24 protein-coding genes are annotated in these 22,880 nt (G+C 33.8%); 10 read left to right on the top strand and 14 right to left on the bottom strand.

What is annotated here, in order from left to right; genetic code table 11:
* Window positions 1–128 precede the first annotated feature (128 nt).
* Together AC5ZCW_RS04560 and AC5ZCW_RS04555 are read left to right on the top strand one after the other, a co-directional pair.
* Window positions 129–761, top strand: coding sequence for a hypothetical protein (locus tag AC5ZCW_RS04560; RefSeq protein ID WP_496118231.1), 633 nt, complete (start codon window positions 129–131; stop codon window positions 759–761).
* Window positions 762–765: 4 nt separating this feature from the next.
* Complete coding sequence (locus tag AC5ZCW_RS04555; RefSeq protein WP_496118230.1) at window positions 766–2,643, top strand: hypothetical protein; 1,878 nt, start codon at window positions 766–768, stop codon at window positions 2,641–2,643.
* A gap of 143 nt (window positions 2,644–2,786) precedes the next feature.
* Here the strand turns inward: AC5ZCW_RS04555 and AC5ZCW_RS04550 are convergent, their stop codons facing one another.
* The 11 genes from AC5ZCW_RS04550 to hemA form a co-directional block, all read right to left on the bottom strand.
* Entirely contained in the window at window positions 2,787–3,683 is an 897-nt protein-coding gene (locus AC5ZCW_RS04550; RefSeq protein WP_496118229.1) for a fructose bisphosphate aldolase, read from the bottom strand.
* Between the two features lie 82 nt (window positions 3,684–3,765).
* The gene (locus tag AC5ZCW_RS04545; RefSeq protein WP_496118228.1) at window positions 3,766–4,704 is read right to left on the bottom strand and encodes a DUF4421 family protein; all 939 of its coding nucleotides are present in this window, start codon (window positions 4,702–4,704) and stop codon (window positions 3,766–3,768) included.
* Between the two features lie 91 nt (window positions 4,705–4,795).
* Window positions 4,796–5,254, bottom strand: a complete 459-nt coding sequence (gene tnpA, locus AC5ZCW_RS04540; RefSeq protein WP_496118227.1) for an IS200/IS605 family transposase — start codon at window positions 5,252–5,254, stop codon at window positions 4,796–4,798.
* 781 nt (window positions 5,255–6,035) lie between these two features.
* Window positions 6,036–6,941, bottom strand: coding sequence for an oxygen-dependent coproporphyrinogen oxidase (gene hemF, locus AC5ZCW_RS04535; RefSeq protein WP_496118226.1), 906 nt, complete (start codon window positions 6,939–6,941; stop codon window positions 6,036–6,038).
* On the bottom strand, window positions 6,938–7,483 hold the full coding sequence (locus AC5ZCW_RS04530; protein WP_496118225.1) for a GNAT family N-acetyltransferase: 546 nt from the start codon (window positions 7,481–7,483) through the stop codon (window positions 6,938–6,940). The genes hemF and AC5ZCW_RS04530 overlap by 4 nt, the downstream gene beginning before the upstream one ends.
* Window positions 7,480–7,863 carry a hypothetical protein gene (locus tag AC5ZCW_RS04525; RefSeq protein ID WP_496118224.1) on the bottom strand — a complete coding sequence of 128 codons (384 nt, stop codon included), beginning with the start codon at window positions 7,861–7,863 and terminating at the stop codon, window positions 7,480–7,482. Before AC5ZCW_RS04525 ends, AC5ZCW_RS04530 begins: the two co-directional genes overlap by 4 nt.
* 3 nt (window positions 7,864–7,866) lie before the next feature.
* On the bottom strand, window positions 7,867–8,544 hold the full coding sequence (locus AC5ZCW_RS04520; protein WP_496118223.1) for a hypothetical protein: 678 nt from the start codon (window positions 8,542–8,544) through the stop codon (window positions 7,867–7,869).
* Window positions 8,545–8,622: 78 nt separating this feature from the next.
* The gene (gene hemE, locus AC5ZCW_RS04515) at window positions 8,623–9,648 is read right to left on the bottom strand and encodes a uroporphyrinogen decarboxylase (RefSeq protein WP_111377708.1); all 1,026 of its coding nucleotides are present in this window, start codon (window positions 9,646–9,648) and stop codon (window positions 8,623–8,625) included.
* Between the two features lie 96 nt (window positions 9,649–9,744).
* Window positions 9,745–10,410: a uroporphyrinogen-III synthase gene (locus AC5ZCW_RS04510; protein ID WP_496118222.1), complete on the bottom strand. Its 666-nt coding sequence runs from the start codon at window positions 10,408–10,410 to the stop codon at window positions 9,745–9,747.
* A complete protein-coding gene (hemC, locus tag AC5ZCW_RS04505; RefSeq protein ID WP_343540800.1) occupies window positions 10,410–11,333 on the bottom strand; it encodes a hydroxymethylbilane synthase in 924 nt (307 codons plus the stop codon). Before hemC ends, AC5ZCW_RS04510 begins: the two co-directional genes overlap by 1 nt.
* A 104-nt stretch (window positions 11,334–11,437) precedes the next feature.
* Entirely contained in the window at window positions 11,438–12,688 is a 1,251-nt protein-coding gene (gene hemA, locus AC5ZCW_RS04500) for a glutamyl-tRNA reductase (protein ID WP_073410229.1), read from the bottom strand.
* A 227-nt stretch (window positions 12,689–12,915) separates the two neighbouring features.
* On the opposite strand from hemA, the gene AC5ZCW_RS04495 reads away from it, so the two are divergent.
* The 8 genes from AC5ZCW_RS04495 to AC5ZCW_RS04460 all read left to right on the top strand — a co-directional run bounded on the left by AC5ZCW_RS04495 (window position 12,916) and on the right by AC5ZCW_RS04460 (window position 19,552).
* Entirely contained in the window at window positions 12,916–13,791 is an 876-nt protein-coding gene (locus AC5ZCW_RS04495) for an AraC family transcriptional regulator (RefSeq protein WP_111368228.1), read from the top strand.
* Window positions 13,791–14,324, top strand: a complete 534-nt coding sequence (locus AC5ZCW_RS04490) for a hypothetical protein (RefSeq protein ID WP_343540807.1) — start codon at window positions 13,791–13,793, stop codon at window positions 14,322–14,324. The genes AC5ZCW_RS04495 and AC5ZCW_RS04490 overlap by 1 nt, the downstream gene beginning before the upstream one ends.
* A gap of 158 nt (window positions 14,325–14,482) precedes the next feature.
* The gene (gene hemH / locus AC5ZCW_RS04485; RefSeq protein WP_496118221.1) at window positions 14,483–15,502 is read left to right on the top strand and encodes a ferrochelatase; all 1,020 of its coding nucleotides are present in this window, start codon (window positions 14,483–14,485) and stop codon (window positions 15,500–15,502) included.
* Window positions 15,503–15,517: 15 nt separating this feature from the next.
* Window positions 15,518–16,090 (top strand): hypothetical protein, encoded by a 573-nt coding sequence (locus tag AC5ZCW_RS04480; protein WP_496118220.1) that lies wholly within the window; start codon window positions 15,518–15,520, stop codon window positions 16,088–16,090.
* Window positions 16,090–16,638 (top strand): CopD family protein, encoded by a 549-nt coding sequence (locus tag AC5ZCW_RS04475; protein WP_177211580.1) that lies wholly within the window; start codon window positions 16,090–16,092, stop codon window positions 16,636–16,638. Before AC5ZCW_RS04480 ends, AC5ZCW_RS04475 begins: the two co-directional genes overlap by 1 nt.
* 142 nt (window positions 16,639–16,780) lie before the next feature.
* Complete coding sequence (locus AC5ZCW_RS04470) at window positions 16,781–18,196, top strand: ATP-binding protein (RefSeq protein ID WP_496118555.1); 1,416 nt, start codon at window positions 16,781–16,783, stop codon at window positions 18,194–18,196.
* A gap of 11 nt (window positions 18,197–18,207) precedes the next feature.
* Window positions 18,208–18,990, top strand: a complete 783-nt coding sequence (locus tag AC5ZCW_RS04465; RefSeq protein ID WP_343540811.1) for an enoyl-CoA hydratase/isomerase family protein — start codon at window positions 18,208–18,210, stop codon at window positions 18,988–18,990.
* 163 nt (window positions 18,991–19,153) lie between these two features.
* Window positions 19,154–19,552, top strand: a complete 399-nt coding sequence (locus AC5ZCW_RS04460; RefSeq protein WP_177211582.1) for a hypothetical protein — start codon at window positions 19,154–19,156, stop codon at window positions 19,550–19,552.
* Between the two features lie 155 nt (window positions 19,553–19,707).
* Here AC5ZCW_RS04460 and AC5ZCW_RS04455 read toward each other — a convergent pair whose 3' ends face one another.
* The 3 genes from AC5ZCW_RS04455 to AC5ZCW_RS04445 all read right to left on the bottom strand — a co-directional run bounded on the left by AC5ZCW_RS04455 (window position 19,708) and on the right by AC5ZCW_RS04445 (window position 22,799).
* Complete coding sequence (locus tag AC5ZCW_RS04455) at window positions 19,708–20,361, bottom strand: metal-dependent transcriptional regulator (RefSeq protein WP_496118219.1); 654 nt, start codon at window positions 20,359–20,361, stop codon at window positions 19,708–19,710.
* A gap of 102 nt (window positions 20,362–20,463) precedes the next feature.
* Window positions 20,464–22,332, bottom strand: coding sequence for an Nramp family divalent metal transporter (locus AC5ZCW_RS04450; RefSeq protein WP_496118218.1), 1,869 nt, complete (start codon window positions 22,330–22,332; stop codon window positions 20,464–20,466).
* Between the two features lie 74 nt (window positions 22,333–22,406).
* Window positions 22,407–22,799 (bottom strand): Fur family transcriptional regulator, encoded by a 393-nt coding sequence (locus AC5ZCW_RS04445; protein ID WP_177211585.1) that lies wholly within the window; start codon window positions 22,797–22,799, stop codon window positions 22,407–22,409.
* Between the last annotated feature and the right edge of the window lie 81 nt (window positions 22,800–22,880).

Below are 22,880 nucleotides of genomic sequence, written 5' to 3'. Positions count from 1 at the left end.
TAAAGAAAAAGGAACAGAATAAGGCGTTTACCTTGCCTCAGAATCCGTTAATATTATCTAAAAATTTAGATTTTTTATTGTTTGAACCAAAGCATGGTTTTTCAGAATATTCCATCTAAATTTGCAAAATGAAGAAAATTCTCGCTTTATTTTGCTGTCTGCTCTTAACGAGCTGTTTTGAGATTACTGAAAGAATCAAACATCACGACGATCAAAGTGGTGAATACACGCTAATGATTGACTTTTCAAAATCTTGGTTTAAGGCCAAATCGGCTATTTGGCTAGAAGAAGTTGATGGTGTGAAAATTCCGAACGAACAGGAAATCACCGCTAAACTCAATGACTTTAAAGAAAAAGCGTTGAAGATTGATGGAATTTCAAATGTTATTACAAAAACAGATTTTCAAAATTACGTTTTCATTATCAAACTCAATTATGCTAATTTAAAAGCGTTAAACGCGGTTGTGAATACGATAAACAATCAGCGCGATCAGATTCACTTTAGCGGAAGTGGCAAAACTTTTGAAAGAATTGCGTCTTATCCAATTCCCGAAAAAGTAGTAAATGACCCAAAGAAAAAGAAAGATCTGGAAGAAGCCAGCATTATTTCTATTTATACTTTCGATAAAGATATTTTGTCTGTTGATAATACAAACAGTCAAATTTCAAAAAATAAAAAAACGGTTTTTTTAAAACAAAGTATGTACAGCGTATTTAAAAAATCGACTTTAATGAATAATACAATCCAATTAACGCCTTGATTTTATGAAGTATTTTTACACTCTAGTTTTTCTATTTGCCGCCTATTTTACTTTTGGACAAACGGGTCCAGACAAATACGATTATTTTGTTCAGTTTAACGGAAATCAGCTTTCGAAGAAAGTAAACATAAACGAAGTGCTGAACCACTCAATTATTACAAGATACACTAGTAAAAAACCTGATTTTGATCTTCGCCAATATACTTCGATTATTCAATTGGACCAAAAGATTACGGTTCATGGAAATTTCTTAGATAGCGTTCCATTTTATCAGGTTACTATTCCGATAAAAAATAAAGAAGCGGTCAAACAATATCTAATTGAAAAACAAGGTGCAAATGGAAAGAATAGCACAATTGAAGAATTTGGAAAATATGCTGTTTTTACACCGAGCGGTTTAAAAAGATCATTTGTATGGAATGACAATTATTTGGTCATATTTGAATTGACAAAAAGACTTCCTAATAAATTTTATGCTTCTCCAGATGGACCTCCTGTTTTAAACGATTCAATAGGAATTTCAGAACCGTATGAAGAAACGGTAATTGTAGATACACCGAAAGTATACGGAGTAGAAGAAGCGCCAAATCCGCCAAAAATAGCAGAACCGTCTGGAATGCGTGATGAGCCGATGGTGGTTGGTGTGCCACCAGGATCTGCAGAAACTGTGGAACAAGATTATTTGTATGATGGAAATCCGTATGAAGAATATACGGTAGAGCAGGCAGAGTTTGATAAAAAACTTGCCGAGCAGCAAAGCCAAATTATAAAAGGTTTATTTGAAAATGGTTTTACTGCGCCAAGTTTTTCAAAAATAAATGCTTCAGCAGATATTTCGACTTGGGTAAATTATAGCGGATTGATGTCTAGTTTTTATTCGCTATACAATTATCCTTTAGCACTATTTGGAGGTTATGATAAATACTTGCCGATGCAGAAGAACTTTGGGAATTTTGTAAAAGGCATTAATCTGGATTTCTATTTTGATAATGATAATTCACGAATTGAAGAAGTAGTTGAATATGCTCCAGAGATTGCTGCTGTTGTAAGCAAAATTTGTGATAGAAAAATCAATAAGAATATTTTTAATTATTTCCCAGCAGAAAAACCTCTTGGATACATTTCGTATCACGCCAATACAAAAGCAGCGCTCGAAAATTTTCCGTCATTAATGTCAGAAATATTTCAAAATCCAAAATTTGTCAAAGAAGATATTACGCTAATTACAGATTTGATTTCTACAATTGTTGATGAAGAGGCCACAGCAAAGCTTTTTGATGGCGATTTAAGTGCTTTTTTATACGATACGAAAGAAGTTGAGGTTATGACTAAAAAGTACGATTATGATGAGAATTATGAAGAAAAAATAACAGAAGAAAAAGTGAAAAAAGAAATTCCGTTGTTTTCTGTGATTTTTACTTCTACGCATCCAACATTTGGAGATAAATTATTGCAATTGGGTGTTCGCAAAAAAGTATTGATCCCAAACGGAAATTCATATAGTGTTGCAGGTACACAAGATTATGGTGATATTTTTATTGCAAAAGACAAAGATGTAGTAATTGTTGCTAACACAAGAGATTATTTTGGTTCTGGAAAAGGATTTTTTGCAAAAGACACGAAGAAAGACTTGAGTAAAAATTATATTTCTGGAAAATTAGATCTTTCAAAAACCGTGAGAACATTTGGTAAGAAAGTAACAGATTCAGAATTGGATCGAATGACTAAAATTTCATCTCAGTTTTCAGATATTTCTATAGAATCTCCTAAAAAGCTAATCGATAATAAATTGAAATTCGTTTTTAAACTGAACTCTTTCAAATCTGATAAAAACATTATTTTGCAGACATTAGATTTAGCCGAAGAAATGACTTCTAAATAATCGAAAAAAGAAAAATCCCTGAAGCAATATTGTTTCAGGGATTTTTTATCTAATAATTCATTCCGTAGGAATGTTTCGTCGGTATAAAAAATTGACAGGACCATTTATTTACGTTCCATAGGACGTTTGATTATTTCAATTTGCTAAGTGATTGAAGCTTGATAAATACCTTTAATGGTTTCTTGTAATTCAGCATTAAAATCTTGATCAGACTGACCTGCTGTTAATCCTTCAGACAATGCTCTAGAAAAACTGGCAATCAATCCATGGTTTTGAGAGAGTTTTTGATTTGCTTCTTCTCGTGAATAGCCGCCAGAAAGTGCCACGACACGAACCACATGAGGATCTGAAATAAGATCACTGTAAAAATTGTTTACAGTCGGAATTGAAAGTTTCAGCATTACTTTTATCTCTTTATCCAATGCATTAAGCTGTTTTTGGATTTCTTGTTTTAGAATCTCTTCCGATTTTTTCTTATCAGGACTGTAAATATCAACTTCAGGTTCTATAATTGGAATTAAACCTTTACTGAAAATTTGTTTTCCCACTTCAAATTGTTGGGCAACAATATCTCGTATTCCTTCTGGATTGGCTTCTTTTATTACAGAGCGCATTTTAGTTCCAAAGATATTACGTTCTACAGCCCGATCAAGCAATTCGTTTAAGCCAGAAATGGGTTTCATTAGTTGTACGCCATTTGCAGTTTCTGCCAGACCTTTATCTACTTTTAAAAAAGGAATAATATGTTTTTTCTCCCACAAATAATCTGCTGTCCATTGTCCGTCGATTTTACGATCCATTGTGTTTTCAAACAAAATTGCACCGAGAATATATTGACTGTCAAATGCTGGACTTTTAATAATTCTAGTTCTCATTTCATGTACAAGAGTGTACATTTCTTCATCGTTTGTATATTGGTTTTCTGCCACTCCATATTGTAAAAGTGCTTTAGGAGTACTTCCACCGCTTTGATCTAATGCTGCAATAAATCCTTTTCCAGAATGCATGAGATTTAATTGTTCTGTGTTTTTATTTCCCATAATAATGAATTTTAGTTTTTCATAAATCTCTGTAATTTAAGCATTTTTATCCTTTTGGCTGTTTATTTGAGATTAAGATTTATCAAAGACCTATTTTTTCATTGACCTTATCGTAGACTTCTTTTACTTTTTTAGGAGGATCAAATCGATACCCAACAGAGAGTTTTAGAGTAGAAATATTATCATTCAATCGCGGATCGACTTTGTCATCTTGTGCAAAACCAATTGTGTTAAGACTGGCAAAACCAAAAAAACGGTCTTTGTTATAAGCCAATTTTAAATTGAAATCTGCTTGATACAAAGCTGAGGTGTCTCCATCAATAATATTAATTCCGGCACCCAAAGCGAGTCCAGCACCAATTAAGACGCGATCACTAATTACGAAATTGTAAAAATAGGAGGGCGCAAGCGTTAAAACATAAATATCGCCAGGTGACGAATCGGGAGTATTTAAATCTAAATTGGTGTAATAAAAAGAGAAAGTCGGAATAAAACTTCCAGAACTTTTGGTTTGCCATTCATTTTGGCTTACCAATGTTTTAAAAGAGAATTTATCATTAAAAACATAAGCTGTCGACCCGCCAATTTTTGTTGTTCGCATATTGGGCAGTTGAGCTATAATGTTATCATCACTAATGTAAAATCCTTTTTGATTGATAAAAGTGAACGATTGCATCCATTTTTTTAAGTAAAAACGGGTGTTGAAATTAAAATTTTTGGAATGAGAATCGCCTTTATTCTGACTTAAAAATTTGGGAGCAAAACCAATTGTGATATCAATGATTTTATAGTTTAATGTAAAACCGATTTGTTCTCTTCGATTCGGAATTAGATTCACATACGTTTTTGGATCGGTATTGTCTGAAGCAATCTGAAAACTATTGGAAGTATCTAGATAATAAATACTAGCAGTAATTTTATCATTATATGATTTAAAATACGGATTTTGTAGGGAATCGTTTTGGGCAAAACACCCAAAAATGCTGATAAAGAATGTGGCGTAAATCAGTTTCAAGATCATGTGGTATTTTAAAAATGCTTCGGAGAAGCAAAATATTTATAGCAATTACAATAATCGAATAGCATTTGAAGCTCCAGCGGAGCGACATAAATTAAACATCATTAAACAGATATTCATTTTTAAAATCAATATTGAATAATTTTAGAAATGCGATATATTCTTCTTTGAACGTTTTGGTTTTATGATGTTCTTCTTGGTTTTCAATATACTTTATTACAGGTGTTAATTGTGAATGACCGTACGAAAAAGCACCAAAACCTGTTTGCCATTCAAATTTTCCATTAATCCATTTCTGTTCATTTATGAATTTGGATGAACTTGATTTAATGTCTCGTACCAAATCCGATATTGAAACATCTGGTTTTATTCCAACTAAGATATGAATATGATCTGGCATTCCGTTTATTGCAATCAATTTTTGTTTCTGATTGAGAATAATTCCTGTAATGTATTTATAGATTTCATCTTTCCATTTTTTAGAAATCAGGTTCTGTCTTCCCTTTACGGCAAAAACGATTTGAATGTATAATTGAGAATAGGTATTAGCCATTTTTTAAATAAAATTATGATCAGTAAAGCTAATTAATAATTTTAATTTGTAGGATAAATATTGTTTTTTTGATATTAAATAAATATGTCACTCCTCTGGAGCTTGATACTGGGGGATGTAAATTGTTCTATAAATATTTCGCTTCTCCGAAGCTTCTTTAATAATAGTCTAAAATTTTATAGGAACTAGTCGTATATAAAAATGCTCCAGCGGAGCAAAATATTTGTAGGGATTGAATCGACAACGAAAGACAAAGCGCCAGCAGAGAAGGAAATATATGTTTTATAATTACATCAGCTCCATAAATAGTAAATGTAAAAAATGCTCCAGCGAAGCAAAATATCTATAGGGATTGAATCGACAACGAAAGACAAAGCGCCGACAGAGAAGGAAATATTTGTTTTATAATTACATCAGCTCCATAAATAGTAAATGTAAAAAATGCTCCAGCGGAGCAAAATATTTATAGAGATTGAATCAACAATGAAAGACAAAGCCCCAGCAGAGAAGGAAATATATGTTTTATAATCACATCAGCTCCATACATAGTAAATGTAAAAAATGCTCCAGCGGAGCAAAATATTATAGGGATTGAATCAACAACTAAAGACAAAGCGCCAGCAGAGAAGGAAATATTTGTTTTATAATTATATCAGCTCCATAAATAGTAAATGTAAAAAATGCTCCAGCGGAGCAAAATATTTATAGAAATTGTGTCGACAACAAAAAAAGAAGCCCCAGAGGGGCGACATATAATTATAAAATTAAATAAATTTTTAGATTAAGAAATCCACTCACGCGGATTTGCCAATACATGGATCAATTTTTCTTCTTTGCTTCCAGCTTCTGGATGATGATCGTAAACCCATTGCACATGCGGAGGCAAACTCATTAAAATACTTTCGATTCTTCCGTTGGTTTTTAAACCGAATAACGTGCCTTTATCATGAACCAAATTGAATTCAACATAACGGCCACGACGGATTTCTTGCCAGGTTCTTTGCTCTGGAGTATAAGAAAGATTTTTTCTTCTTTCTACAATTGGAATATAAGCTTCAAGGAAACTATTTCCCACTTCGGTTACAAAATCGTACCAGTTTTCCATTGACATTTGCTCATTTGCTTTGCAATAATCAAAGAACAAACCGCCAAGTCCGCGCGCTTCATTTCGGTGTGCGTTCCAGAAATACGAATCGCATTGTTTTTTATATTTAGGATAAAACTCTGGATTGTGTTTGTCGCAACCTGTTTTGCATGTTTGATGAAAGTGAATTGCATCTTCTTCAAACAAATAATACGGCGTTAAATCTTGTCCGCCACCAAACCATTGCTCAATTACTTTTCCAGATTCATCATACATTTCGAAGTATCGCCAATTAGCGTGCACGGTAGGAACCATAGGGCTTTTTGGATGCAGTACTAAACTTAATCCGCAAGCGAAGAAATCTGCTTCGCCAACACCAAACATTTTCTGCATTGTTTCAGGAAGTTTTCCATGAACGGCCGAAATGTTTACACCGCCTTTTTCGAAAACTGTTCCGTTTTCAATGACGCGAGTTCTCCCACCACCGCCTTCTGGACGTTTCCATAAGTCTTCACGGAATTTTGTTGATCCATCAACAGCTTCTAATCCAGCGCAAATCTGGTCTTGTAAGTTTTGTATGTATGCGTAAAATTTGTCTTTCATGATTTTATATATTCTGATTTAAGAAGTCCGAAATAAACGGTGTTTTGCAAAGTGCCGTCACCATTTCTAAACTCATCTCTTAAAATTCCTTCTTGTTTAAAATTATGTTTTAGAGCGATTCGCTGACTTGCTAAATTTACTTCTGATGTACAAATGAAAACTTTATTCATTTTTAATTCATCAAAACAAAATTCAAGCACGTCTGAAACCATTTTGGATGTAATTCCTTTTCCTTGAAAATCCTCATCGATAAAATAACCTAACTCACATTTAGAAATACGATAATCGATAGTTTTTACACATAAATAACCAATTAGATTATTTGTTTTGATGTCTCGGGCAAAGAAATAATATCCTTCGCTATTTCTTTCCTTGTTTTTATTAAATGAGATAAAATTTTCTGCTTTTTCTGGTGAGTCAGAATTAGCTAGTGTTACAGGAAATGTTTTTCCTATATGATTTTTATTCTTATCGATTAGTTTGTAGAATTCTTCGGGAAGAATATTTTCAATTCGGTCTGTTTTCCAATCTATAAAACTCATATGTGATTGTTTTTTAAAGATGCGATTTTGGTATTTATTCCAAAAGAAAAAACCTTGCTTTCTTGTTGGATATATTGATATATTGCGAGGGCTTTTCCTAGAAAGTCAAATTGTTTCTCTACAGAAAGGCCCATTAAAATATCAGCAAATTGTTCTTGCTGATTCCAGTCTAAATGGCATCGTTGTAAAAGCAGAATTAATTCCTCTTCTGGAATTTCAATTGTTCTTTGTAGGCTTAAGCCAAAACTTTTCAATTGTTCATCAATAAGACTTGTATCTTCAGCATTCCAAAACTTTGGGACAAAAATTAATGCATGCAAAGTTCGTAGAGTATTCTCTATTCTAATAGATTCTTCGTCTCGTAAGCCTTTATTTAGCATAATTTAGAATTTATTCGATTTGACAGTTGTTCGGCTAAAAACTAGTTTTTCATTTTGAAAAGAATCTTTTTTACCAAAGTTTTTTAGTATTCGATAAATAAAATATAAAACAGGCAAAGCATAATAAATAAATCCCATACAGATAGGCACATAAGGCTTTTCTATAAATAACCCGCTTGATTTAACAGTTTGGAAATAATGTGCTTTTTCTAAAAATTCCTGTGTTAATCCGAATGGAGGTACTATAGAATTTCCAATGCAAACTGTTAGGATTAGGAAAAAGTAGAAAACTGCTTTTGCTGCAGATTTTCCCATTTGATATACTCTGACTTCTGGCGCTACATTTGAAAAGGCAAATCTCATTCTGTTTAAAACCGTAAGCAGATAAATATAAAGAATGTTAGTATTAACTACTGATTCATTAAAAGAGTAGGCAAATAATCCGTAGAGCGGGAAAAACACAAAAAGCGACCATTTTTTTGGCATGACCGCCATAAAAACTCCTGAATGAACCATTATAAACTCAAAAGCCATCAAAACTGCCAAGTCATTTATAAGACTTACTGGGTGCAATTCTGGATGCGTCCAAACCATCAAAAACACATAGGCGTAGTACGCCTGAAATCCGTATTCGATAAATGAAAACGGTGAGTTTCTGTTGAGGTTTAGGTTTGCAAGCATATTTTCGAGTTGATGGTTGTTGGTTTATGGTTGATAGTATTTATATCCAACAACTATCAACCATAAACTATCAACTTATTAATTCCCGTATTCCTTAACCGCGTCAATAAACGCTTTTGCATGGTCTACAGGGATATTTGGTAAAATTCCGTGACCTAAATTTACGATATATTTATCTTTTCCGAATTCGTCGATCATTTCGTGAACCATTTTCTTGATAGTCGGAATCGGAGAAAGTAATCTTGACGGATCAAAATTTCCTTGTAGAGTAATGTTTCCACCAGATAAGTAACGAGCATTTCTAGCCGAACAAGTCCAGTCAACTCCTAATGCAGAAGCTTTACTTTTACCCATTTCGCCAAGAGCAAACCAGCATCCTTTTCCGAAAACAATAACCGGAGTAATATCTGCTAAAGCGTCAACAATCTGGTTGATGTATTTCCAAGAAAATTCCTGATAGTCAACAGGAGAAAGCATACCTCCCCAAGAATCAAAAATCTGAACGGCATTTACTCCAGATTTTACTTTTTCTTTTAAGTATAAAATAGTCGTATCGGTGATTTTTTGCAATAAAGTATGCGCTGCAGCGGGGTTTGAAAAACAGAATCCTTTTGCTGTATCAAAACTTTTAGAACCTTTTCCTTCAACAGCATAACAGAAAATTGTCCAAGGTGAACCAGCGAAACCAATTAATGGCACTTCGTCGTTCAGCATTTCCTTAGTCAATTTCACAGCATCAAAAACGTAGCCTAAAGTTTCATTTACATCTGGAACATAAACTTTGTGAACATCTGCCAAAGAACGAATCGGATTTGGAATAATCGGACCCAAATTGTCTTTCAATTCTACGTGAATTCCCATTGCACGCGGCACTACCAAAATATCCGAAAATAAAATCGCAGCATCTGGAGCAATTCGACGAATTGGCTGAACTGTAATTTCTGCAGCTAATTCAGGAGTTTCGCAACGCGTAAAAAAATCATATTTATCACGAAGTTCTCTAAATTCAGGTAAATATCTTCCTGCCTGACGCATCATCCATACTGGCGGACGTTGAACAGTTTCTCCCTTTAATGCTCTTAAAAATAGGTCGTTTTTTAACATTTTTTTCTTTGCTTTAGGCTTTAAGCTTTAGGCTTTAAGCTTGTTTAACTATGATTTTTTTGCTTACGGCTTACTGCCTAAAGCTTATTGCTTTAATTATTTATATTCGTGAATTACATCTTCGATTACGTCCTCGATTGTAGGCTGATCTGCGACGATGATATTCTTTGTAATTTTTGATAAAGCTTCTGCAGTAGTATCACCAATACAGAAACAGATTTGTTTATTTATAGTGTTGTCTTTTAGATAACTTTTAACTCCAGACGGACTAAAAAACAAAATCGCTTCCGGATTTGCTTTTATTTTTTGAGGCTGTAGCGTAGTTTCGTAAACCTGAATTTCATTGAATTTAATTCCGTTTTCTTTCAGGGCATCTGGTAAAGTATCTCTTCTCAAGTTTCCGCTGAAAAAAGTATAGCTTTCATTACCATAAATCAAAGTGATAATTTCAGCTAAATCAGAAGCATAGCCAGTGTAAGCAATAACATTGAATCCGTTATCTGTCAATAAAGTTTTGGTTTTAAGACCAACACAGTACACGTTTTTCTTTTTTAGTTCCTCTGATTTTGGGTCTGATAAAACGCTATGAACAGCATTTTGACTTGTAAAAATCAGACTTTCGTTGAGGTCTTTTAATTCGAAAGGTTTGTTTTCGGTTTTAATGAAATCGGCTTCGATTAACTCAACGCCATATTTCATTAACTCTTGTTTATGAAGTGGAGATAATATTTTAGTAGATAGTATTTGAACAGAGTTTGCCATTATTTCTTTAGAGATTCTTTAATTTTCTGCATTAATTCCGTTCCGCCATTATTCAAAATCTCTTGAGCTGAATGAAAACCTAGTTTTTTCCATTCTGAAATATCAACCGTTTTGTTGATTTCCAATTTTTGTTTCCCGTCAATAGAAAGCAAAACACCTTGAAAATGCAATGTGTCTTCGTCTTCGTTATACGTTACCAAAGCTCCGATTGGCGCTGTACATCCGCCTTCAAGTGTTCGTAAAAATTGACGTTCGATATAAGTGCAGATTTCAGTTTCAATATCATTCAATTGAGAAAGCGCATCCAAAGTATAATTGTCATTTTCCATTGCCACAACAAGCATTGCTCCTTGTGCCGGCGCTGGAATCATCCAATCTAAATTGATGAAGTTTTCAGGTTTTAAGTTGATTCGCTCTAAACCTGCAGCCGCAAAAACAGCTCCGTCCCAATTATTATCTTGTAGTTTTTGCATACGTGTATTTACGTTTCCGCGTAAATCAACTACTGTATGATTTGGGTATTTATTAAACCATTGTGCCTGGCGACGCAAACTTCCCGTTGCGATGGTACTTGGATTTGTAAAATCAGGATTTCCTTTATGAACTAAAATATCCAAAACATTAGCTCTTGGCAAAACAGCTGCCTGAACAATTCCTTTCGGTAAAGCCGTTGGAACATCTTTCATAGAATGCACCGCAATATCAATATCGCCATTGATCATAGCAATGTCCAGCGTTTTGGTAAAAATTCCGGTAATTCCTAACTCATAAAGAGGTTTGTCCAGAATAATATCACCTTGAGATTTAACCGCAACAATCGAGGTTTTATAACCTAAATCGTTTAGTTTTTTCTCGACAGTATGTGCTTGCCAAAGTGCTAATTCGCTATCGCGCGTTCCAATTCTGATTGTTTTTTCAGCCATGTTTTGTTTTTTGAACCATATAAGTTATATAAGGAAATTTAAGCGGTTTGAGTAAAACACAGTTTTTAAATGAACTTATATAACTTATATGGTTTAAATTTTATTTAAGATGCTTTTATTTTGAAGACTTTTTCGATCCATTCGATGCTTTCGTCAACCATGGTATCGTCGTCTTTTAAATGATTGGCAAAATGAGTAGTGATTTTCTGGATGATTCTGTTACTGATGATTTCAGCTTGTTCTTCGTTAAAATCGGCGATTTTTTTACTTTGAAAATCTAGTTCCGAAGCTTTAATAGCGTTTAATTTCTCTTTTAAAGCATTAATTGTCGGAGCAAATTTTCGACCTTTCATCCAGGTCACAAATTCTTCTTTGATTTCTTCGATGATCGCTTCAGCTGCCGGAATGTGTAATTTTCTGTTTTCTAGAGTTTCATCTGTCAATTGAGACAAATAATCCATGTGGATTAAAGTTACACCTTCTAATTCCTCAACATTTTCATGAACGTTTTTCGGAATCGATAAATCAAGAATCAACAAAGGTTTTTTAAGATTTAAAATCGCTTTGTCAACCGTTGGGTTTTGTGCGCCAGTTGCAACAACGACAACATCGGCTTTTTGAAGTTCTAAATGCAATTCAGAATAATCTTTAACAATCAAATTTAATTTTCCTGCTAATTTCTCTGCTTTATCTTTAGTTCTGTTGATCAAAGTGATATGCTCGTTTTTAGTATGTTTTACTAAATTCTCGCATGTATTTCTTCCGATTTTACCAGTTCCAAAAAGTAAAATGTTTTTGTTGCTGATATCTTCTACATTTTTAAGAATGTATTGTACTGATGCAAAAGAAACGGAAGTAGCGCCAGAACTGATTTCTGTTTCCGTTTTGATTCTTTTGCTCGCTTGAATTACCGCATTTACCAATCTTTCCATAAAAGCATTGGCTAATCCCATTGACTTTGAATGCGTAAAACTGGTTTTTATTTGAGATATAATTTCAAAATCGCCTAAGATCTGACTGTCTAAGCCAGTTCCTACGCGAAACATATGATTAATTGCTTCTTGATTTTTGTAAACGAAACCCACTTTTTGAAAAGCATCTACAGATCCGTTACTATTGTCGCAAATAAGTTTTATTAATTGAAATGGATGTTCAGCAAAACCGTAGATTTCAGTTCTGTTGCAAGTTGAAGTAACTAGTAAACTTTCTATTCCATCGTTTTTAGCTTGTTCTAGCAGGCGAGTTTTCGCAACGGCGTCCAAACTAAATTGACCTCTAACCTCAGCATCAGCTTTTTTATAACTCAGACCAACTGAGTAAAAATAAAGGTGTTTCGGTACGTTATTGTTTTCCATAAATTCACTTTCATAAAAGTGCAACAAAATTATTACTATAGCATCGATAAAAATAACGCTAAAAGTACTTTTTATGTCGCTGTATGTTTTTTTGAACCTAAATAGGTGTTTTTGAGTAAAAAGGACTACTTTTGTAGCAAAATCAACTCGTTTGAAGTGATTAGTTTAGAGTCGTTCTAAATAACATTTTGAGTTTGTTTTGATTTTCGTTTCAAAAAAATATCGCTATGAGTTCTCAAGAAGTTATAAAAATTGAAGACGACTTTACGCTGATCCGTTTTCAAAATGATGGTTCTGAACCTTTCTATGCACAGCACGAAATAATAGGTACTGGCCTGATACAGTTTCACTTCGGGATAAAAGGAAACGCAAAATTTTTATTCAATCAAGGCAATTACGCTTTAGAATTGAAAGAAGAAAAATCGTTGCTTTTATACAATCCACAGAAAGAATTGCCGCTAAATCTAGAGTTGGCTCCAAACTCGTGGGCGATTTCAGTAATTGTCTCCATTAAGAAATTTCATGCGTTATTTTCTGCCGAAGCCGATTATATTACTTTTCTAAGTCCAGACAATAAGGATAAAAAGTATTATAACGAAGGAAATATCAGTCCGTCAATGGCTATTGTACTAAGTCAGTTGTTTCATTATAATCTTCACCCTTCGATAAAAAACCTTTATTACAAAGGAAAAGGATATGAATTGTTGAGTTTATATTTCAACAGAACAGAAGATCCAAATGCAGAACAATGTCCGTTTTTGATTGATGAAGACAATGTTTTGAAAATCAGAAAAGCCAAAGAAATTGTAATCGCTAATATGGCCGAACCGCCAGGATTGCAAGAATTGGCAGATGAAATTGGTTTGAATTTGAAAAAACTCAAAATGGGTTTCAAACAGATTTATGGCGATACAGTTTACGGTTTCCTTTTCGATTATAAAATGGATTTCGCAAGAAAACTTTTAGACAGCGGTTCATATAATGTAAACGAAGTAGGACTGAAGATTGGCTATAGCACGGGAAGCCATTTTATAGCAGCTTTCAAGAAGAAATTCGGAACAACACCAAAAAAATATTTGATGTCGATTAATGCGAATGTTTAATGATTAGAAAGTACTCAGTTGTTTTATTGCTTTTCGTAATACTTTCTTGTAAATCAAAAGAAGATAAAATGTTCTTTGATTTTGATAGTGTTGAATATTATTCATTGAATAAAAGCAAAGAAAAAGAAATAGAGGAGAATAATAGAAATGGGATTAAAGATTCTATTATAAACGATATTCTTTATTCTGAATTTCCAGAGAAGTTAAATAATGAAGTTTTTTATGAAATTATTAATTCAAGAGGATTCTCGAAGTTTGATTTATCTCAGAAAGATGTAGATTATTTAAAGAATGATATTTTCGTAGAAAAAATTTCTTTAAAAGTTTTTGGAACAATGAAAGCTTGTGCACCTGAGTATAGAGATTTTTTAGTTTTTAGAAAAAACGATAAAGTTTCAGGCATCGCTAAAATTTGTCTTTGGTGCGGTCATTCTTATTTTATAAGTTCTAAAAACAATATTAATACAGAAGATTTTGGAACAGAAGAAGATTATGAATCATTAAAAGAATTATTTAATACCTATAAAAACTAAAATGTTAGAAAAGCATTAGTTTTATAAATAAGAACATAATTAAAAAGTAATAATTATCATATTTCGAATAAAGTACAGCGTTTACTTTTGCCGAAATTTTTAAAAACAAATAAAAAGCTTAAAGCCTAGTGCTTAAAGCCTAAAGCAAAAAACACATAATGAAAGGCGCACTTTTAATAAACTTAGGATCACCAGACAGTCCAACACCAAAAGATGTAAAACCCTATTTAGATGAATTTTTAATGGATAAATACGTGATCGACGTTCCGTATTTATTGAGAGCATTATTAGTTCGCGGTATTATTTTAAGAAAAAGACCAGAAGAATCGGCTCATGCTTATGCGAAAATCTGGTGGAAAGAAGGTTCGCCACTAATTGTTCTTTCTGAAAGAATGCACAAAAAAGTACAGCCTTTATCAAATATTCCAGTTTCGCTTGCAATGCGTTACGGATCAATGACAATCGAAAAAGGCTTGCAGGAATTGAGCGATCAAGGTGTAACAGAGGTTTTACTTTTTCCTTTATATCCTCAATATGCAATGGCTTCTACTTTGACCATTTTGGTTTTAGCCGAAGAAATTCGTAAGAAGAAATTCCCTCACATGAAATTCTCAGATGTTCCAGCGTTTTTCAATAAACCAGACTACATCAAAAATGTTGCAGATTCAATCAAAAAACATTTACGAGATTTCGATTATGATCAATTGGTGTTTTCGTATCACGGAATTCCAGAGCGTCACGTTCGCAAAACAGATAAAACAAAATCGCATAAAAAATTCGTAACCAACGAAATGTGTTGTGAAGTAGGAACTCCAGAAGCAGAATTCTGCTATAGAACACATTGTTATGAAACAACTCGTTTGGTAGTTGAACAATTGGGAATTCCGAAAGACAAATATTGTGTGACTTTCCAGTCAAGATTGGCAGGAGACAAATGGCTTGAACCATATACCGATGTCGAAATTGACAATATGCCAGCAAGAGGAATTAAGAAAATTGCGATTGTAACTCCAGCTTTCGTTACCGATTGTTTAGAAACTTTAGAGGAAATCGCAATGCGTGCCAAAGAAGATTTTGAAGCAAATGGAGGAGAGGAGTTTTTAGCAATTCCTTGCTTGAACGATGATGATGAATGGTGCGAAACAGTTGCTAGTTGGATTAACGATTGGGCTAAATAATTTCAATTTTTATAAATGAATAGATTAAGATATTTTTCGATCTTACTTTTTGCTTTAGTAACAATAATTGGATGCAAAAAGAAAAATGCTTTTGAAAATAATCGTTTTTTTGATAAAACATTCAATTGGGAAATTACAATTCCTGATGATTATGAAAAAGTAATCCAAAAAGAAAAAGGAGAAGTAAAAGGAGATACAGCTTTGGTTAAAAAAGAAAACTCTATTGTAGCTTTTAAAAGAGATGAAGCAAATTATTTTTCTGCAAATTACGAAAACTATCCTACCGGAGATGCTCGTGGAGCTGATCTAAAGATGAGATTAAGAGATTTTCTTCTTTTAAAAGATATTGGAAAAGTTTATCCAAAAGGTAAAATGGGGGATTACGTGGTAAGCAGTGAAAAAATTTCGGGTTTGGAATTTAGAAAATCTAAAATCGAAGTTACTGAAGATGGAAAAACAGTTGCTACAGCAGTAATTTTTTCGAAAGGATTTGGAGACAAAATCTTTATCGCTTCAATAGTGTATGAAGATGAAAATTATGGCAAAGATATGATTGATCTTTTTAAAAAATCGACTTTTAAAAAATGATGGAATACTATAACTATCTGAAATCACTGCATCTTATATTCGTGATTACTTGGTTTGCGGGTCTATTTTATATTGTGCGTTTATTTGTGTATCAGATTGAAGCCAATGAAAAACCTTCGCCAGAAAAAGAAATTCTACAGGCACAATACAAAATAATGGCCTACCGTTTGTGGTATATCATTACATGGCCATCGGCGGTTTTGGCAAGCATCTTTGCTTTTTGGATGCTGTTTTTTACAGATGCAGGAAGCGTTTGGATCAAAATGCCGTGGATGCACGTAAAATTATGTTTCGTTTTCCTATTATATTTATATCACGGAAAATGTCATCAGATTTTTAAGCAATTACAAAGAGATGAGGTAAAATATTCCAATAATTTTATGCGTTTGTGGAATGAAGGCGCAACGATTATTCTATTTGCTGTTGTCTTTTTAGTAGTTTTAAAAAGTGCCATCAACTGGATTTTTGGCGTAATCGGAATTATTTTATTCTCGGTTTTAATTATGCTAGGATTCCGTTTTTATAAAAGAATTAGAGAGAGAAAATAGTTTTTTTAGTTTCAGGTTTCAAGTTTCAAGTTACCAAACGCACCATAACCTGGAACTTGAAACCTGAAACAAACAAAACAAAAACAAAATGCTAAACTTCAAAATGTCAATGCTGTCCCTTCGTACCAGGATTTTCCTGTCGATGATTGTATTGATTGTTGTGGCATCTTTTTTATTGGCTTCGATTTCGATTATTCAGTTTAAAACTGAAGCCAAAGAATATCATCAGGAACGTTTAGAACGAAAAGAAAATGCGGTAAAAGAACATATCAATTACGTTCTGGCAACTACAACTTATCCACTAAAAACTCAGAATTTAGATTTAATTTTTAAAGATAAAATTCATGAGTTGGCACAGATTCATAAAATCGAAATCAATATTTACAGTTTGGATGGAAAACTTTTAAAATCATCCAAAGAGTCTTTTGCAGTTGATAAAATTGCACCTCCAATTCCGGAATATATTCTTAAACTGGTTCGTTCTTCTATCGAAAAACGTTTTGTTGATATTAAAACCATCGACGGAGTCAAAAACCGATCTTCATACAGTTTAATTAAAGACGAAAAATTCAAACCACTCGGAATCTTGAATCTTCCATATTTAGAAGATGATGGTTATTATGATAACGAGTTGAATACTTTCCTGATTCGTTTGAGTCAGGTGTATTCTTTTATGCTGATTGTCGCTTTTGCTTTGGCGTATTTCCTTTCAACTTATATCACAAAATCGCTGAAAACCATTTCAGATCGTTTGGAAGAAACCAATTTGGATCAGAAAAACGAAAAAATTGTGTTAGAAGCTAATAGTAAAGAAGTCAACTTTCTGATCAAAGCGTACAACGGAATGGTGGATAAACTCGAAACGAGTGCAATTAAACTAGCGCAAAGCGAACGTGAAGAAGCTTGGCGCGAAATGGCAAAACAAGTTGCGCACGAAATTAAAAATCCGCTTACGCCAATGCGTTTGACGGTGCAGAGTTTCCAGAGAAAATTTGATCCTTCTGCTCCAGATGTGAAACAAAAAATGAATGATTATTCCGAAACTTTAATTCAGCAAATAGATACCATGACGGCTGTTGCTTCGGCATTTTCGAACTTTGCTTCGATGCCTGCACAGCAAAATGAAACTTTAAATGTTGTTGAGGTTGTCGAATTGGCTTTAGATATTTTCAACGAAGATTATATTTCTTTCGAGAAAGAAGAAGAGGAAATCATTTCTAAAATGGATCGTACGCAATTGATTCGTGTTATTACCAATTTGGTTAAAAATGCAACTCAGGCCATTCCTGAAAGTCAGTTTCAGAAATCAATTATTGTATCAGTAAAAAGACGAGATAATAATGTTGAAATTGCGGTAAAAGACAACGGAATCGGTATTCAGAAGCAAGATATCGGAAGAATTTTCGAGCCAAAATTTACTACCAAAACCAGCGGTATGGGACTTGGACTAGGAATTATCAAAAACATTATCGAAAATTACAAAGGAACAATTACCTTTGAGTCAACTTACGGAAAAGGAACCACATTTACAGTTTCTCTCCCTATCACCAACTCATAAAATAAAGCATCATGAACTACGAAAATCTTTTAATTTCTATTGAAGGGAATATCGCAACCGTTACCATAAACAGACCAGCAAAATTAAATGCTTTAAACAAAGAAACTATTAGCGATCTGAGTAAAGCGATTAAATTACTGGGTAAAAATGAAGATATCCGCGTTATTATCTTAACAGGAAGTGGCGAAAAAGCATTTGTTGCCGGAGCTGATATTTCAGAATTTGCTAATTATACTATTGTTGAAGGCGCACAATTGGCAGCTGAAGGTCAGGAATCGTTATTTGATATGATCGAAGGATTAAAAAAGCCAGTTATTGCTGCAATAAACGGATTTGCATTAGGAGGTGGATTAGAATTGGCAATGGCTTGTCATTTCAGAATTGCTTCGGATAATGCAAAAATGGGACTTCCGGAAGTTACTTTAGGGTTAATTCCTGGTTATGGGGGGACGCAGCGTTTACCACAATTAATTGGAAAAGGGCGTGCAATGGAAATGATCATGACAGCAGCGATGATTACTGCCGAACAAGGAAAAGATTATGGTTTAGTAAACCATGTTGTGCCTCAGGAAGAATTACTGTCATTTACAAATGTGATCGCGCAGAAAATCATCAAAAATGCACCTTTCGCTATTGGAAAAGCTATAAAAGCAATCAACGCCAATTTTGCAGATGGTAAAAACGGTTTTGATGTCGAAATAAAATCATTCGGAAAATGCTTCGGAACACAAGATTTTAAAGAAGGAACTACAGCATTTTTAGAAAAACGTAAAGCTGAATTTACAGGAAAATAAGTTATTTCACAAAGTTGCACAAAGACTTCACAGAGATTCACAAAGAAAAAAAATATATAAATCTTTGTGTAACTTTGCGAAGTCTTTGTGCAACTTTGTGGTAAAACTATAGACAAAGATTGTAAAACTTTAGCATCTCAGAACCTTAGCACCTTTAAAAAAAATGTACGAACCAATATTTGCCCTTTTTTGTGAACGAGTTAAAGAAAGCATCCAAAAAGGAACTTTCGCAAAACTGACTTTGGCCAAAACTATGGGCGATACAGAGCTTAAAAATGTTTATTTCCGATTGGTTCTCAATGAAGATAATACATTCTCAATTTCGCTTACTTTTAGATATAAAACAGAAGAAATAGAAAGCATTCACACTTTAGATGAAGCCTTATTGATTTTAGGCACACACATCAAAAATCCTTTTTTAACTGCGCTTTTGTTTACAACTGACGATGATGTTACGTTTAAAGTAAATAAAAAGAACGCAGGAAGTATTATTGAGCAAGCGCCAACTTTTAAAAATGCTTCGCCAGTTATGCTGGAAATGATTGAAAAGGGGATTGTTTAATAATAACTAATTTGTCAGGCTGACCGAAGTCGAAGCCCAAGTTTGGTGAATCCTCTTTGCGAAACTTCGAATTCGCTAAGCCTAACAAAAGAATCTTATTAAAACTCTTAGCGCATCTCTGTGAAACTTCTTTGTGAATCTCTGTGTAATTACCCTTAAACTAACTTCACAAACAAATTAGAAGCAATTTTATTAGAAATGGATAATTCTCTATCATTTACTTTAATTCTTACTGATAGATCGAAAGATTCTTTAGAAAGCAATTCAATTTTTGAACCCAAAGCGATTCCTTGTTTGTCCAGATATTTCAAAAACTCCGAAGAAGTATCTTTTACGCCAACACAAACTCCCGCTTGATTCTCTTCAAGCTCAGATAATAGGTATTTCTCGATTTTAATGATTCGTCCGTTTGCATCTGGAATTGGATCTCCGTGCGGATCTTCAGTAGGATTTCCAAGAAAATCATCCAAACGATTAATCAGTTGCTCTGATTTGATATGTTCTAATTGTTCTGCAATATCGTGAACCTCATCCCAGCTAAAGTTTAGTTTTTCAACCAAAAAAACCTCCCAAAGGCGATGTTTTCTAACAATCATTTTTGCAGCTAACTTTCCATTTTCAGTTAGTGATACACCTTGGTATTTTTTATAATTCACCAAATCTTTCTCTGCTAGCTTTTTAAGCATATCGGTTACAGAGGAAGCTTTCGTTTCCATAATTTCCGCAATAGCATTCGTGCTAACTTCTGTTTCTGAAGCAGCAGTAAGATGGTAGATCGATTTTAAGTAGTTTTCTTCTGAAAAGGTCATTTTTTTAAGCTTCTAAGTTTCTAAGATGCTGAGGCGCTAAGTTTTCTTTCAGGCTTTTTAATAAAAAGCTTAGAATCTTAGTAGCTTAGCATCTTAGAAACTTTATTTAACAATCAACAAAGGTATCGAAATTTTATGTCTCAATTTATCTACTGTTGTGCCGAAAAGAATATCTTTCAATCCAGTGTGGCCGTGGGTTCCCATGACTAGAATATCGAAACTTCCTTCGTTTATAATTTTCGGAATTATGCTGTTTGGTTTCCCAAATCCAAGTTCGGTTTTAATTTTGAACCCTTTTTCGGAAAGCATTTCTTTATATTTTAATAATAACTTTTCGTCGATTGTAGTTTCATGATCGTGAATATTAACGCCATACATTAAAGCACCAACGGTTTCTACAATGTGAATGAGGGTATATTCTGTGTCAATGCCACCCAATTCGAAGGCTTTGTTTAAAGCAGCTTCGTCAGCATGTGAGAAATCTACAGAAATAGCGATGTTTTGAATGCTCTGACTTTTTCTTGGCGAAAACTTCAATTTAAGATGGTGTGGTGAATGATTTATTGTTTTTGATTTGAATTTGGCGATAAATGGTTTGAAAACGATATACAGCAATAAAGCTGCGAATCCGAAAGCTAGTGGAACTACCGTAAACCAAAGTACCATTGGATGATTTGAACTTGCTAACCACGAAGTGATTTCGTCATAAACCAATTTCGCATTCAGAGAAACAATGATCGTCGCAATAATCCAAGAAACAACTTGAGTGGTTCTGGAAATATGAAAACCATTCATTTTTGATTTATCGCTCACAAAGTGTATAAGGGGAATAATGGCAAATCCGAGCTGTAAGCTTAAAATAACCTGACTTAGAATTAAAAGTTTTCCTGTTACGCTTTCACCATAAATTAAAATTACGATTACGGCAGGAATAATAGCAATTAAACGTGTTATGATTCTTCGGACCCAAGGCTGAATTCTGAAATGCAGATAACCTTCCATTACAATTTGCCCAGCGAGAGTTCCTGTTACTGTTGAACTTTGCCCTGCAGCGATTAAGGCAACGGCAAATAAGATTGGTGCCCATTTGGTTCCTAACAATGGTTCAAGAAATTGATGAGCATCTTGAATTTCGGCCACTTCATACATTCCGTTTTTATGGAAAGTCGCGGCGGCAAGAATCAGAATAGCGGCATTTACGAAGAAAGCTAGGTTTAAGGCAATGGTCGAATCGATTAGATTGTATTTTAAAGCTTGTTTGATTCCGGCTGGCGTTCTATCGAATTTTCTGGTTTGCACTAAAGACGAATGCAAGTACAAGTTGTGAGGCATAACAGTTGCTCCAATAATTCCGATAGCAATATATAAAGCGGCTGAATTTGGAATCGAAGGAATAAGTCCTGCTAAAACTTTGCCCATTTCTGGTTCTGCAAAAATCATTTCGAAAATGAAAGAAAAGCCAATTATGGCAACTAGAGCAATAATGAAGGCTTCCATCTTGCGAATTCCTTTATTGATCAGGAAAAGCAGTAAAAAGGTATCTAAAACGGTAATGAGAACTGCTTCGAGTAACGGAATTCCGAAAAGTAGATTAATTCCGATTGCCATTCCGAGAACTTCGGCAAGATCACAAGCCGCAATTGCAATTTCAGCAAGAAAATATAAAATATAGTTGATGTATTTGGAATAGGTTTCTCGAGAGGCTTGCGCAAGGTCGCGCTGCGTTACAATTCCGAGGCGCGCGCTCAAACTCTGCAATAGCAAAGCCATTAAGTTACTCATTAATAAAACCCAGACTAAAGTGTATCCGAATTGGCTTCCGCCGGCAATATCAGTCGCCCAGTTTCCTGGATCCATATAGCCGACACTTACAAGATAAGCGGGACCTAAGAAGGCTAAAATTTTTCTAAAACCCTTTTTTTTATTTTGTGTGGCAACCGATTCGTGGACTTCTTCTAAAGATTTGGTCATTGTAAAAGTATTGTTTTCACAAATATAGATAAAAATTATATTCGCGAAACAATATTTTTAGACGAGTCTAAAAGTTAAATGTTAGAATTTAAACAATTCGGACATAATCCCGATAAAGTAAAATTAATCTCGTTTACTTTATAGTTATGCGGCATAATATAACTTGGTTTTACAGTCTCAAGACAAGTAATCTCATGGCAATTCTCGCAGCTAAAATGCGCATGGTTGTGAATGTGTACACGCTGATGCGAATGATTGCATTTGGCATACTTCACCGTTCCATCCAAATTTGAAATTTTATGAATTACATCTTCATTAATCAAACGGTCCAAAATTCTGTAAATGGTAACGCGATCGCACAAATCATTTAATTGTTTCTGAATTTCGGTATGTGAAAGAGCCGTTTTAGATTTCTCAAACACCTCTAAAACAGCCGTCTTTGCTGCGGTATTACGTGTAGTCTTCATTTTTTACGGAATTAAAATTTAAACGCAACAATGTTGCAATTGATAAAATTGTATATATTTGCAACAAAATTGCATTAAGCA

It is taken from the genome of Flavobacterium sp. PLA-DH12, from assembly GCF_059511845.1.
This window is presented reverse-complemented; position numbering and strand designations above follow the sequence as displayed.

Excerpts from the sequence above, each read along its gene's own strand:
- AC5ZCW_RS04525 (WP_496118224.1), bottom strand. The coding sequence starts at position 7,863 with ATGCTAAATAAAGGCTTACGAGACGAAGAATCTATTAGAATAGAGAAT.
- AC5ZCW_RS04520 (WP_496118223.1), bottom strand. The coding sequence starts at position 8,544 with ATGCTTGCAAACCTAAACCTCAACAGAAACTCACCGTTTTCATTTATC.
- hemE (WP_111377708.1), bottom strand. The coding sequence starts at position 9,648 with ATGTTAAAAAACGACCTATTTTTAAGAGCATTAAAGGGAGAAACTGTT.
- tnpA (WP_496118227.1), bottom strand. The coding sequence starts at position 5,254 with ATGGCTAATACCTATTCTCAATTATACATTCAAATCGTTTTTGCCGTA.
- AC5ZCW_RS04450 (WP_496118218.1), bottom strand. The coding sequence starts at position 22,332 with ATGACCAAATCTTTAGAAGAAGTCCACGAATCGGTTGCCACACAAAAT.
- AC5ZCW_RS04455 (WP_496118219.1), bottom strand. The coding sequence starts at position 20,361 with ATGACCTTTTCAGAAGAAAACTACTTAAAATCGATCTACCATCTTACT.
- AC5ZCW_RS04490 (WP_343540807.1), top strand. The coding sequence starts at position 13,791 with ATGATTAGAAAGTACTCAGTTGTTTTATTGCTTTTCGTAATACTTTCT.
- AC5ZCW_RS04470 (WP_496118555.1), top strand. The coding sequence starts at position 16,781 with ATGATTGTATTGATTGTTGTGGCATCTTTTTTATTGGCTTCGATTTCG.
- hemC (WP_343540800.1), bottom strand. The coding sequence starts at position 11,333 with ATGGCTGAAAAAACAATCAGAATTGGAACGCGCGATAGCGAATTAGCA.
- AC5ZCW_RS04510 (WP_496118222.1), bottom strand. The coding sequence starts at position 10,410 with ATGGCAAACTCTGTTCAAATACTATCTACTAAAATATTATCTCCACTT.
- AC5ZCW_RS04445 (WP_177211585.1), bottom strand. The coding sequence starts at position 22,799 with ATGAAGACTACACGTAATACCGCAGCAAAGACGGCTGTTTTAGAGGTG.
- AC5ZCW_RS04475 (WP_177211580.1), top strand. The coding sequence starts at position 16,090 with ATGGAATACTATAACTATCTGAAATCACTGCATCTTATATTCGTGATT.
- AC5ZCW_RS04460 (WP_177211582.1), top strand. The coding sequence starts at position 19,154 with ATGTACGAACCAATATTTGCCCTTTTTTGTGAACGAGTTAAAGAAAGC.
- AC5ZCW_RS04480 (WP_496118220.1), top strand. The coding sequence starts at position 15,518 with ATGAATAGATTAAGATATTTTTCGATCTTACTTTTTGCTTTAGTAACA.
- hemA (WP_073410229.1), bottom strand. The coding sequence starts at position 12,688 with ATGGAAAACAATAACGTACCGAAACACCTTTATTTTTACTCAGTTGGT.
- AC5ZCW_RS04530 (WP_496118225.1), bottom strand. The coding sequence starts at position 7,483 with ATGAGTTTTATAGATTGGAAAACAGACCGAATTGAAAATATTCTTCCC.
- AC5ZCW_RS04555 (WP_496118230.1), top strand. The coding sequence starts at position 766 with ATGAAGTATTTTTACACTCTAGTTTTTCTATTTGCCGCCTATTTTACT.
- AC5ZCW_RS04550 (WP_496118229.1), bottom strand. The coding sequence starts at position 3,683 with ATGGGAAATAAAAACACAGAACAATTAAATCTCATGCATTCTGGAAAA.
- hemH (WP_496118221.1), top strand. The coding sequence starts at position 14,483 with ATGAAAGGCGCACTTTTAATAAACTTAGGATCACCAGACAGTCCAACA.
- AC5ZCW_RS04560 (WP_496118231.1), top strand. The coding sequence starts at position 129 with ATGAAGAAAATTCTCGCTTTATTTTGCTGTCTGCTCTTAACGAGCTGT.
- AC5ZCW_RS04495 (WP_111368228.1), top strand. The coding sequence starts at position 12,916 with ATGAGTTCTCAAGAAGTTATAAAAATTGAAGACGACTTTACGCTGATC.
- AC5ZCW_RS04545 (WP_496118228.1), bottom strand. The coding sequence starts at position 4,704 with ATGATCTTGAAACTGATTTACGCCACATTCTTTATCAGCATTTTTGGG.
- hemF (WP_496118226.1), bottom strand. The coding sequence starts at position 6,941 with ATGAAAGACAAATTTTACGCATACATACAAAACTTACAAGACCAGATT.
- AC5ZCW_RS04465 (WP_343540811.1), top strand. The coding sequence starts at position 18,208 with ATGAACTACGAAAATCTTTTAATTTCTATTGAAGGGAATATCGCAACC.